Raw genomic sequence first — 11,780 nt, 5'->3', positions numbered from 1 at the left:
ATCGAACAGTTGCTGGTAGTTTTGCCGCATGACCGACAAGAAACGGCCTCGCTGGTGGTGGCGTATGACGGACAAAATGGGACTCACCGACCCGGGCCGGCCGGCTCCGCGGATGACAGCTCGAACTGCGGCGTTCTTTGCAGTTCTGTTTTCTGCTCTGGCGATCAACTGGCTGGTGCAGGCAGGCCTGTCCGGTTCCGGCGAGAACCGGTACTTCTACCTGGGCTGCGCCGTCTTCTTCCTGGCCGTAGGCACGGGATATCTCCTGGTCTGGAAACGCGCCAGGAGGCGCCCGCCTCCGAGCGAGTCCTGACGAGCACCGCATCCCGGTGGTGCTTTCACTCGGGCACGGTGCCGCTGTTTCCTTCGACCGTGAATTACCTCAGCGTCTTCAGCGCCGCGGTCAGGTACGGCGCGGTCCGGCTGGCCTCACACGCCGCCACCTCCGCCGGTGAACCCGCGCAGATGATCCGTCCGCCGTCGTCGCCGCCGGAAGGGCCCATGTCAATGACCCAGTCCGCGGCTGCCACCACGTTCATCGAGTGCTCCACCACCACCACGGTGTTACCGGTATCCACCAGCCGGTTCAGCTGGCCCAGCAGCAGGCGCACGTCCTGCGGATGCAGGCCGGTGGTTGGCTCATCGAGCAGGTACAGGGTGTGGCCGCGGCGGGCACGCTGCAGTTCGGTGGCCAGCTTGATGCGCTGGGCCTCCCCGCCGGACAGCTCGGTGGCCGGCTGGCCCAGGCGCAGGTAGCCCAGGCCGACGTCGAGCAGGGTCTGCAGGCTCCGCGACGCTGCCGGGACATCGGCAAGGAACTCCGCGGCGGTTTCCACCCGCATGTCCAGCACATCGGCGATGTTCTTGCCGCGGTAGGTGACTTCGAGGGTCTCCTCGTTGTAGCGGGCGCCGTGGCACTGCGGGCAGGGGCCGTAGGTGCCGGGCAGGAACAGCAGCTCGACGGCGAGGAAGCCTTCGCCCTGGCAGGTGGGGCAGCGTCCGCTGGCGACGTTGAAGGAGAACCGGCCAGCGGTGTAGCCGCGGGCCCTGGCCTCGTCGGTGCCGGCGTAGAGCTTGCGGACGGCGTCGAACAGCCCGGTGTAGGTGGCCAGGTTGGAGCGGGGGGTGCGGCCGATGGGCCGCTGGTCCACCTTGACCAAGCGGTCCAGGTGCTCCAGCCCGGCAATGTCGCGCACCGTGGCGCCCGGATCGACGTCATCGTCCTCTTCGGTGTCCGGATCCTCCGCCCGGGCTGCTGCCGTCGCGGCGGACCCGTTGACGTGCACACCAACGGTCTCGGCCAGCACCTGACTGACCAGGGTCGATTTGCCTGAACCGGAGACACCTGTGACGGCAGTGAGCACGCCCAGGGGAATTTCGGCGTCGAGTCCGCGCAGGTTGTGCCGGCTGATGCCCTTGAGGTTCAGCCACCGCTCCGGTGTCCGGCCCGCCGACGCGGGTTCCTCGGCCTCGCGGAACAGGAACGGGCGGGTGGCGCTTTCGGGAATATCAGCCAGACCCGCCACGGGACCGCTGTAGAGAACGGTGCCGCCGCCGTCGCCGGCCTGCGGTCCCACGTCCACAATCCACTCGGCGCTGCGAACCACGTCCATGTTGTGCTCGACGACGAACACCGAGTTCCCGGCATCCTTCAGCTCCTGCAGCACAGCCAGCAGCGGCTCGGCGTCCGCCGGATGCAGGCCCGCGGAGGGCTCGTCCAGCACGTAAATGACTCCGAAGAGGCCCGAGCGCAGCTGGGTGGCGATACGCAGCCGCTGCATCTCGCCGGGTGAGAGGGTGGGCGTGGAGCGGGACAGGCTCAGGTAGCCCAGGCCCAGGTCGATGAGGATCTGAAGCCGGGAAAGCAGGTCGCGGGTGATGGTGACTGCAACTTCGGTGTCCTCGTTGGAGGCCGCTGCCCTGGACGCGGTGCCCGCGGCCTTGAGCTCCGCCGTCGGCCGGATGATCTCCGCGAGCTCACCCAGCGTGGCACCGTTCAGTTCAGCGATGTTCCGGCCGGCGAACGTGACGGCGAGCGCTTCGGGCCGCAGGCCGGCGCCGCCGCAGACCGGGCACGGTCCGGAGACCATGTATTCGAGGACGCGCTTGCGCATCTGCTCGCTGCCGGAGTCGGCCAGGGTGTGCATGACGTACGACTTGGCGCTCCAGAACCGCCCCTTGTAGGGCTTGGCCACGCGGTCCCGCTGCGGCGTAATCATGACCACCGGCTGTTCCTCGGTGAACAGGATCCAGTCGCGGTCCTTTTTGGGGAGCTTCTTCCACGGCACGTCGACGTCGTAGCCCAGCTGGATGAGGATGTCGCGCAGGTTCTTGCCCTGCCAGGCGCCGGGCCAGGCGGCAATGGCGCCGTCGCGGATGGTCAGGCTGGGGTCCGGAACCAGCGAGTCCTCGGTGACGGTGTGGGCGATGCCCAGACCCGAACACTCCCGGCACGCACCCGCGGCGGTGTTGGGCGAAAACGCATCCGAGTCCAGGCTGCCCGGCTCAGCATCCTCCGGATAGGTGCCCCCGCGGGAGAAGAGCATGCGCATGGAGTTGGACAGCGTAGTCAGCGTCCCCACGGTGGAGCGGGAACTGGGAGTGCCGCGGCGCTGCTGGAGCGCGACGGCGGGAGGCAGCCCCGTGATCTCCTCCACCTTGGGCGTGTGTCCCTGTGCCAGCAGGCGCCGCGCATAGGGTGCCACGGATTCAAAGTAACGGCGCTGGGCCTCGGCGTAGATGGTGCCGAAAGCGAGCGAGGACTTGCCGGATCCGGACACTCCTGTGAAAGCGACAATTGCGTCGCGCGGAATGTCGACGTCGACGTTGCGCAGGTTGTTCTCCTGCGCCCCTCGCACACGGACCAAACCGTTGGAGCTTAAGTCTGTGCTGGCAGGTCGGGTAGTTTTCGGGGAGGACTCAGCAATACTCATCATTTTCAGGTTACCGAGGAGCGCGGCGCGGGGCTAAATGGTAAGCATGCTTTCCGCCAAGAGCGTGACCGGGATGCGGGCGGGATCGCCGCTGCCGGCATGCCGGGTAACCGCAACACGGCAAAAGGGAGCTCTGCGCCTTTGGGTATCCCGGCCTCTCGGGGCAGATCCTTCGGACCAAGCAACTGGTACCAAGTACTTTTGAGTTCCGCTAAAGCGTGAGAGTGTCCGGCAGCTGAACGCCGTCAGGCAGGTCCGGGGCCTCGAACTTCTGCCGCACGCACTCATCGCGCAGCAGCGGGTACGTATCCGCGATGAGGTCCAGGATGCGGTTGCGGACCACAAGGTAGGCCTCCCCCACACCCACAACGCCCTTGAACTCCTTGAGCTCCTCCTCATAGGAGGTCTGCTTGTGCCGCAGGTAGTTTACGGTCAGCCGGTCCAGCCGTGCCTTGGACGTGTTTCGGCTGGCTGGAGACTGGCTGCGCCGGAGCCTGCTGTTGAAGTGGGAAATGGCTTTGTCCTGCATCTCCTGCCACGGTTCCGGCACAATGCTCAGCTCCAGCGCCTGAGCTGCCGCAACGGCTTCCTTCTTCTTCGCCAGAGCTCGGGTACGGGCGGCAATCTGCCGGGTCCGAGATGCCTCACGTGCCTTCTGATACTCAGGAGTTGCTTCGATGGCCTCCACCCGCTCCAGCGAGTACAGCTTCATGGGAGCGGCCTTGCGGGAAAACGGGTTACGCGCGGTCTGGTCCGGTTCCGGCAGGAAGGTTTTGATCTGCGTATCCGTCCAACCGCGGTCCTTCTTCAGGTCATTGGCGATCAGCATGCCTTCACTGTTGGCCGGTTTGGGCCGCGGCGGATGGTGTTTTCCTCGGGACAATGCAGACTCCACAATTCTTTTGGTGCGGTGCGGGGAACCCATCCATTCTAGGGAGCTGCGGTTCTCCGGCCGAAAACGGCCGACGGCGGTGGCCAGCCTCAGGGGACGAGACCCATGGCAGCCGGGCGAGGCCGGAAAACCCTCCGTTTCGGGATTTCGCTGCCGTTTTGGGCAATTACTGCCGGTACGCCATGGCAGCGATTTCCCAAAACGGTTGCGGAATCCCAAAGTGGCAGCAGAATCGTTCAGTGGAGTCGGAAGGCTGCGGTTCCCGTGCCGGCCGTTGGGTCCCGAGGCAACTTCCGGGCCACGATGATCCGCTCGGGGCTGTCCGGCGTGACCGGGGACCCGTCCCAGTTGCCCCAGGAGCGTTCAACCTCCAGGCCGGCGGCGTCGAGTCCGCCGGCGATGGTCGCGTCATCCGGAAAGCGGAGGGTTTCCCGCGTGGTGAACGTGCGAGCGCCGATGGTCCATTCGTCGATGTGAGTGGCGAGGTCACCGGTCATCGTTGTGCTCCGGCGGAGCGAACCGCCGGGAACGGGGCGGGGCTCGTCGTCGTTCCATCCTCGCCAGCCCTCGGCAGCGGCGTTGCGGATCTCGAAGACCAGCCTGCCTCCGGGCACCAAAGACTGCGCAATGTCCTGCAGAACCGCAGCCCAGGCAGCATCGTCCAGGAAATACTGGGCCACGTGTCCGGTCATGAAAATAAGGTCCAAGGCTGCGGCGGGCAAGTCGGCCGCCGTGCCGTGGATCCACTCAACCCGGTCGGCAAGCGGCTGCCGGCGGGCGACGTCGAGCATGGTTTGCTGCGGCTCCACGCCGGCGACCTTCATCCCGGCGCTGTCAGCCCGAACCAGCAGGCTGCACAACAGCCCCGTGCCGGAACCAACGTCGGCCACCGAGGAAGGGGCAAGCTCCCGAACCAGAGCCAGATAAAACGGAATATCTCTGCGGCCGTCCGCATCGGCGTCGTACCGGGCGGCGAGTTCGGGCTGTGCGTAGTAGTTTTCCTGCACCGTAACCATCCTTCTCCCAGATCCCCAGCGGGCCTTGGCGCCAGGCTGTGGGTGGAGCCTATAACGGTATCCGCCGCGGTGTTCCGCCCGTAGTCTGTGGGTCTGCGACACTCTGTTCTCCTCGGTGTGGTGCCCGGACTGCCCGGGATTGAACCGGGAACCAGCAACCGGCCGGCCAAGCAGGCACCGTGGGGCGCCAACCCGCCGGCCGTGGATCCCTGCGAGCCTCGCTGTGCCTGCTGGGGCTTCTCGTCCTCGCTGCTTACAACTGCGCCAGCTACGCAATATCCATCCACTTCGGGCCCAAGGCCATCCACCGGGGTGGGCCACCATGGTCCCGATGGGGATCATCGCCGCGGCGGTGGCTGGGGCAGTCCTGTGGCGGTGGCTGCGTCCTGTATAAACAGCGCCGCCGGCTGCCCCAGGGGCAGCCGGCGACGATCACGGGTCAGTGGGTGCAGAACCTGGGCCGCTACACCGTGGTGGCGTCCTGCACCTCACCGACCAGTTCTTCGATGATGTCCTCCAGGAACAATACGCCGGTGGTGTTGCCCTCGGCGTCGAACACCCGGGCCACATGGGCGCCGGTGCGGCGCATGGTGGCCAGGGCGTCCTCGAGTTCGCTGCCGACAAAGGCCGAAGCCAGCCGGCGGATGCGCTTGGCCGGAACGGGCGCCGTAAACTTCGCAGGCTCGGTCAGGTCCATGACGTCCTTGAGGTGCAGGTAGCCGCTGGGCACACCGTCGTCGTCCGTGAGGATATAACGGGAGTAGCCGTGGCGGCCCACCGCTTCCTGGATGTCCGCTGGGGTGGCGGTTTGCGGCAGGAGCACCATCTTGCTGATCGGGACCTCCACATCTGCAACAGTCTTGTTGGTGAATTCGAAGGCGGCGCTGAGGGTGCCGCTGGCGTCGGCCAGCATGCCCTCACGGGTGGACTGCTCCACAATGTTGGCCACTTCGTCCATGGTGTAGGCGCTGGTCGCCTCGTCCTTGGGCTCCACTTTGAATAGGCGCAGCACCCCGTTGGCGATGCCGTTTAGGGACCAGATCACCGGCTTGAAAATGCGGGCCACCATCACCAGCGGCGGGGCGAGGATCAGGGCCGCACGGGTGGGCACCGAGAACGAGATGTTCTTGGGCACCATCTCGCCGATCACCACGTGCAGGAAGGTCACCAGCAGCAGCGCCACCACAAACGCGATGATGCCAATGGCTTCGCCGGAGAGCGAGGTCAGGCCCAGCGGGATCTCCAGCAGGTGGTGGATGGCCGGTTCGGAGACGTTCAGGATCACCAGGGAACAGACGGTGATGCCCAGCTGGCTCGTGGCGAGCATCAACGTGGCATGTTCCATTGCCCAGAGGGTGGTCTTGGCGGCCTTGGATCCGGCCTCAGCTTTGGGTTCGATCTGGGAGCGGCGGGCCGAGATGACGGCAAATTCCGCTCCCACGAAGAAGGCATTGACGATCAGGAGGACAAAAAGCCAGATGATGCCGGGAAGATATTCACTCATGCCAGGTCCTTCGTGAGCTCGTCAATGATGCGGTCGTGGGCACTCTGCGGCGCATCCGTGCTGGGGGTGTACCGCAGCCGTTCCACATGCGTGCCCACCACGCGTTCCACGCGCAGGACACCGTTGTTGACGGGCACCTCATCGCCCAGTTCCGGAATCCGGTCCAGGCGGTCGGTGACGAAACCGGCGAGCGTGTCGTACTCCTCGCCGTCGGGCACGACGACGCCGGTGCGGTCGCGCAGCTCATCCGGGCGCAGCGCGGCGTCAAAGGTGAGCGAGCGGCCGGAGCGGACGACGCCGACGCGGGCGCGGTCGTGTTCGTCCTCCAGTTCGCCAACGATTTCCTCGACGAGGTCTTCCAGCGTCACAATTCCGGCGGTTCCGCCGTGCTCGTCGGAGACAACCGCCACCTGCAGGCCCTGCTGGCGCAGCAGCCCCAGGAGCGAGTCGACACCCATGGATTCGGGCACCCGGAGGGCTTCGACCATGAGTTCCCCGGCACTTATGCCGCTGCGCTCCGGGAGGGCGACGGCGAACGCCTGCTTCACGTGCAGCACGCCCAGGATGTCATCCGAGTCCCGGCCGATCACCGGAAACCGGGAGTATCCGGTGGAGATGGCCAGCTCAATGACCTGCTCCGCCGAGTCCGTCGCGGCCACCGACCGCATCCGGACCCGGGGGGTCATGACGTCCGCGGCCGTGTGGTCAGAGAACCGCAGGGTGCGGCTGAGCAGCTGCGCGTGATCCAGGTCCAGGACGCCTTCCAGCGCGGACCGGCGGACCAGCGAGCTGAGTTCCTCTGCGCTGCGGGCACCGGAGAGTTCTTCCTTGGGCTCAATGCCGAAGGACCGGATGATCGCATTGGCGGTGTTGTTGAACAGCAAGATGACAGGCTTGAAGACCGTGGTGAACAGGGTCTGGAAAGGGATGACCACTTTGGCGGTGGCCAGCGGAAGAGCCAGAGCGAAGTTCTTCGGCACCAGTTCTCCGATGATCATCGAGAACACCGTGGCCAGGAAGATACCGATCACGGCGCCTGCCCCGCCAACAAAAGCTTCGGGGATTCCCAGCGCCAGCATTGGCTCACGCAGCAGGGAGCTGATGGCCGGTTCAAAGGTGTAGCCCGTCAGCAGCGTGGTGAGCGTAATGCCCAGCTGCGCACTCGAAAGGTGAGTGGACGTAATCTTCAGGGCTTTGATGGTGGGGCCCAGGCGTTTTTCGCCTTGGGCCTGCCGTGCCTCAAGGTCATTGCGGTCTAGGTTGACCAGTGCAAATTCCGAGGCAACGAACAAGCCGGTGCCGACCGTTAGAACGAGGCCGACCGCGAGCATTATCAGTTCATACATTTGGGCGCCCCTCTCTGGTTGTGGCCGGAAGTCCGGTCAGAGCGTGGAGGGGCAAGGGTTTATGTGAGGGAGGGTCATCCATAGTCCGACTATTGTACGGGATCCGACTGCCAGCTGCAGCCAGGAACACCCTCTCGGAGGATCGGCTAATGGCGGGGCGGCCCGCTACATCCACTTTTTGAATTTGAAGACACCGTAAAGCACGACGGCAAAAGCCACCATCGAGCCCACGGCCAGCGGGTAACCGAACGCCCAGTGCAGCTCGGGCATGTGGTCAAAGTTCATGCCGTAAATCGCTCCGATCAGGGTGGGTGCAAAAAGGATAGCTGCCCAACCGGAGATCTTTTTCATGTCCTCGTTTTGCCGCTGGGCAACCAGGGTCGAGTTAACCCCCAGGATCTGCGACAACGCATCCCGCAGTTCAGTGACCCGGATGCCAGCCTGCGTGAGATGGTCAGCCACGTCCTGAAGGTAGGCCTGGAGCGGTTCGGGAACCTCATGGCGGTCGAATCCCTGCCGCAGCGACACCAGGACGTCCGCCATGGAGGACGTTGTGTGCTGCAGATCGATGACCTCCTGACTCAGACGATAGATGCGTTCGGCAACGGCAGCGTCCCCGCTGAAGACCTGGCGCTCAATCTGCTCCTTATCAATGGCCAGGCCTCGCAGCACCGGCGTGTATCCGTCCACGATGGCGTCGAGGAGCCGGTAGGCGACGGCTTCGGGCCCGAGACCCAGGAGATACTCGTCGTCGAGCAGTGTCCGCCCGTCGGGATCAGCGATGTCGGAGGGATCGCCGGCCATAGTGGCTTCATCGGTTCCGTCGATCCACCGTTTGTCCTGGCAAAGGACGGCAATCGCCTGCGGACGGACCAGGACATGGAACTCGGAAAAGTCAACGCCCTCGGCAGCGTCGTCATACCGCGCGGACCGTACGACCATAAAGAGGACATCCCCGTAGCGTTCCAGCTTTGGGCGCTGGCCGCCGTGTCGAAGATCTTCGATCAGCAGCGGGTGGAGGTCCCAGGCCGCGGCGAGTTCGTCGACGTCCTGTGGTGTTGGTGCCGGAAAGAGGCACAGCGCCATCCGTCGGGGCGCGCTTTCTGCGAAGTGAAGCGCATCGGCCACGGATACGTGCTCAGGGGCCGGACTGAGGTGACCGTCAATGACGTATCGGGTCCGCTGGGAAGAGCCTGCGGGGTCATGCGGTTGCTCGTGGCTCGATTTCCGGTGGAAGAGTGCGCTTCGCCGCCGTGAGGACTCGTCGCTGTAACGCTGGGGCATATGGTGCTCCTCTTGTGGTTGCCCGGGCGGGCTCGTGCCGGCGAAGGGAAAAGACCGGCGCGCACCCCGCCGCATCACGGCCGGGTGCGCATCCGCGCTTTCCTGGTGGTAGAACCAACCTAACCCGCTGCTTGGCCGGCCTGGATCGGGAGCTGCACATAAGAGGCATGGTTGCCGCCGGTATGGATAACGTGCTGCCCGCTGTTGGCGGGTACATACGGTGCTGCTCCGGGCATCATCGGCCCCAGAAGGCTGCGGCCGCTGACGATAAAGCGGATCTGCTCCCCCGGATGAAAGACCAGCCCGATTGGGAGCAGGTCCATTTCAATGTCAACAACTTGCCCGGGTGCAAGCTTCTCGATCCGATCGAAACTATGGGCGGGAATGTCGGGAGTCGACGCTGCTTCATCCACGTTCCGGAGCGAGACACGCAGCCGGCCGTCGGAACCCTTGTAGCGAAGGATCGAAGCGCCGCGTTCGGTGACATCGTGGATCATTCCGCTCTGGTTGGGAACAGTGAACTGCTGCAGCGGCGTGCCGAACGCGTCCAGTTTCTGCACCAGGACAAACAGGTCCAGGTCGTCGGATCCCCTGGCTTCGACCCACAAGTGGGCCTTGGGGTAACCGACCATCACTGTCTCGTGATCAAAACGAGCCACGAAGGAGACAGTGTCCGGGTTGGCTCCGACGGTGTAGACGGCCATGGCACCGTCCGCGGGCACCTTCGTGGCCATGGTCCGCGCTCGGCCATCCAGGTAGAACTTGGTGGCGGCAACATCCGACGGCGGGAATGACCCCGCGCCGATATTGACGTGGTCGCCGCCCTGAAGATCAAGCAGGGCGTAGCGTACGGGCGGAGTCCGCTCCCATCCGTTGTCCTCATTCCTGAGGAAGTGATCAAAGAAGCGGCGCAAGTCCTCGACGTTGCTCTGGTCGTAGTAGTCCGGCCATTCCTGGCTGTTGTGGATTCGAAGCCATTTCTGTTCAGAGGCCATCCGGCGCCAGGCACGGAACGTCCCTGCGGTGTGAAGGGTGTTCGAATAGCTGGCCACCACATAGGCCGGCACGGTAATCCGGTCAAAGGCGGGAATCTTGTCCTCCCACAGTTCTGCCATCAGCGGGTACTGCTCAGCTTCGGCCAGGATGTCTTCCTTCCGGTTCCTGCCCCAAAAGCTGTTGTTCTGCAGGGTGGCTGCGAATCCGCTGTCGGGTATTCCACCGCGCAGCACCAGGTCGCGATAGACATCGCTGACGCCCTCCCAGGGGTTAATCGCGGCGAGATGGGGAGGTTGCTCGGCCGCAGTAAACCACTGCGAGACCGCGAGGTAGGAAGTCCCGCTCATGCCCACCTTCCCGGAACACCATTCCTGCTCAGCCAGCCACTCGATCAGGTCGTAGCAATCCCTGCCTTCCTGCCGGTCCCACAGGACACTGTCGCCGTCGGAATCGACAACGCCCCGGATATCCGGATTGCAGATGGCATATCCCTGCCCGCACCAGTACGCCGGGTCGGGGCCTTCGAACTTTTCCAGTCCGGAGACAATGCCGTTGTCCAGCCCGACCAGCCCGAAGACGCCCATAACGCTGGCCGAGGTGCCCTGGCCCTTGCCGTACGGGCTCCAGGCAACGATCACCGGGACCGGATCCGTCCCCACAGGGCGGAAGATATCGACGTGGATCGTCACGCCGTCCCGCAGGACCACGGGAACGTCCTTCTCCAACACGATGTCAACCGGTAGGGCGCGGAACTGCGGAGCGGCTTGGAAGCCAGCCGCCAGGGTGCGGGTGCCCGGCTGGAAAGCAGTCAGTATTCCGGTGCGGTCAGCCGGCAGCGGATGGGACGGTACGTACATTTTCTGGTCAATGCTCATAACGAGCTCCTCGGGTCTCTCGAGCGGGACGCGGAGTGGTGCGCCAGAGCCAGCGTACGGCGGACTCCACTTAAACTCAACACGCGTTTATATTCGTTCCGCGCAGGTAGGCTGGTCTCATGAATGCGCAGGAAACGACGTCGTCCGGCCGGCCCCGCGGGCGTCGCCCGGGGACCCAGAGCACCCGGAAAGCTGTCCTCGATGCGGCCCGAAAACGGTTTGCCGCCGATGGTTTTACTGCCACCACCATCCGGAGAATCGCCTCCGATGCCAACGTTGACGCCTCCCAGGTGATGCAGTTCTTCCGCTCAAAGGACGAACTTTTCGCGGCGGTTATGTCCATTCCGCCTTCAGTGCTGGGCCTCTTTGACACTGCTTTTGACGGACCGGACAACGGCCTCGGAGAACGTGTTGTCCGCGCCTACCTGCAGGCATGGGAAGGAGCCCCGGAGGATTCGGAACCACTCATGGCCATGCTGCGCGGAGCAATCGTGAACAACAACGCCAGCACGCAGCTGGCAGACTTTATCCAATCCAGGCTGCTCGACGGGACAAGGGGCCGCGCAGCCGATGATTCCGACACCGCTCTCCGGGCAGGCCTTGCCTCGTCCATGCTGGTAGGCCTCGTGATCAGCCGGCGCGTCATCGGGGTCCCCCTGCTCAGCAGAGCCGACACCGCGGCGATAGTCCGCATTGCGGCGCCGGCGATTCAGGAAATCCTCGCCCCTCCCGCCAACAACCGGACTTCATAGCGCAACCCCGCGCTTCCCCCCGCCCCGCACGTCCATCAATGCTCACGTATCCGGTCCCCGCACCGGACGTTGGCTAGACTGGGCGTCCCGCCGGGATTTCGCCCGCCAGGCACCCGCACAGCCAGACAAACACCGGGCGCGTCCAACAATTACCCGACTGCTTGCAGCCTATGTTACTCACG

General features: G+C 64.6%; 9 protein-coding genes. 2 read left to right on the top strand and 7 right to left on the bottom strand.

Going from position 1 to position 11,780, the window contains the following annotated elements; translation table 11 throughout:
* The first annotated feature begins 28 nt into the window (after window positions 1-28).
* The gene (locus ABIB35_RS12680) at window positions 29-313 is read left to right on the top strand and encodes a hypothetical protein (RefSeq protein ID WP_354181914.1); all 285 of its coding nucleotides are present in this window, start codon (window positions 29-31) and stop codon (window positions 311-313) included.
* Window positions 314-377: 64 nt separating this feature from the next.
* Here the strand turns inward: ABIB35_RS12680 and uvrA are convergent, their stop codons facing one another.
* The 7 genes from uvrA to ABIB35_RS12645 all read right to left on the bottom strand — a co-directional run bounded on the left by uvrA (window position 378) and on the right by ABIB35_RS12645 (window position 10,846).
* A complete protein-coding gene (gene uvrA / locus ABIB35_RS12675) occupies window positions 378-2,933 on the bottom strand; it encodes an excinuclease ABC subunit UvrA (RefSeq protein ID WP_354181912.1) in 2,556 nt (851 codons plus the stop codon).
* A 211-nt stretch (window positions 2,934-3,144) separates the two neighbouring features.
* Window positions 3,145-3,762 (bottom strand): hypothetical protein, encoded by a 618-nt coding sequence (locus ABIB35_RS12670; RefSeq protein WP_354181910.1) that lies wholly within the window; start codon window positions 3,760-3,762, stop codon window positions 3,145-3,147.
* Window positions 3,763-4,061: 299 nt separating this feature from the next.
* On the bottom strand, window positions 4,062-4,841 hold the full coding sequence (locus ABIB35_RS12665; RefSeq protein WP_354181908.1) for a class I SAM-dependent methyltransferase: 780 nt from the start codon (window positions 4,839-4,841) through the stop codon (window positions 4,062-4,064).
* Between the two features lie 463 nt (window positions 4,842-5,304).
* Window positions 5,305-6,345 (bottom strand): hemolysin family protein, encoded by a 1,041-nt coding sequence (locus ABIB35_RS12660; RefSeq protein WP_354181906.1) that lies wholly within the window; start codon window positions 6,343-6,345, stop codon window positions 5,305-5,307.
* Window positions 6,342-7,691, bottom strand: coding sequence for a hemolysin family protein (locus tag ABIB35_RS12655; RefSeq protein ID WP_354181904.1), 1,350 nt, complete (start codon window positions 7,689-7,691; stop codon window positions 6,342-6,344). Before ABIB35_RS12655 ends, ABIB35_RS12660 begins: the two co-directional genes overlap by 4 nt.
* Before the next feature lie 165 nt (window positions 7,692-7,856).
* Window positions 7,857-8,975 (bottom strand): magnesium and cobalt transport protein CorA, encoded by a 1,119-nt coding sequence (locus ABIB35_RS12650; protein ID WP_354181902.1) that lies wholly within the window; start codon window positions 8,973-8,975, stop codon window positions 7,857-7,859.
* Window positions 8,976-9,094: 119 nt separating this feature from the next.
* Window positions 9,095-10,846: a CocE/NonD family hydrolase gene (locus tag ABIB35_RS12645; protein WP_354181900.1), complete on the bottom strand. Its 1,752-nt coding sequence runs from the start codon at window positions 10,844-10,846 to the stop codon at window positions 9,095-9,097.
* A 119-nt stretch (window positions 10,847-10,965) separates the two neighbouring features.
* Here ABIB35_RS12645 and ABIB35_RS12640 point away from each other — a divergent pair, with 119 nt between their 5' ends.
* Window positions 10,966-11,598, top strand: a complete 633-nt coding sequence (locus ABIB35_RS12640; protein ID WP_354181898.1) for a TetR/AcrR family transcriptional regulator — start codon at window positions 10,966-10,968, stop codon at window positions 11,596-11,598.
* The last annotated feature ends 182 nt before the right edge of the window (window positions 11,599-11,780 follow it).

Origin of the sequence: Arthrobacter sp. UYP6 (assembly GCF_040547315.1) — a bacterium.
Taxonomy (GTDB): domain Bacteria; phylum Actinomycetota; class Actinomycetes; order Actinomycetales; family Micrococcaceae; genus Arthrobacter_B.
The sequence above is the reverse complement of the archived record's forward strand: the minus strand, read 5'-3'. Positions and strand labels throughout refer to the sequence as shown.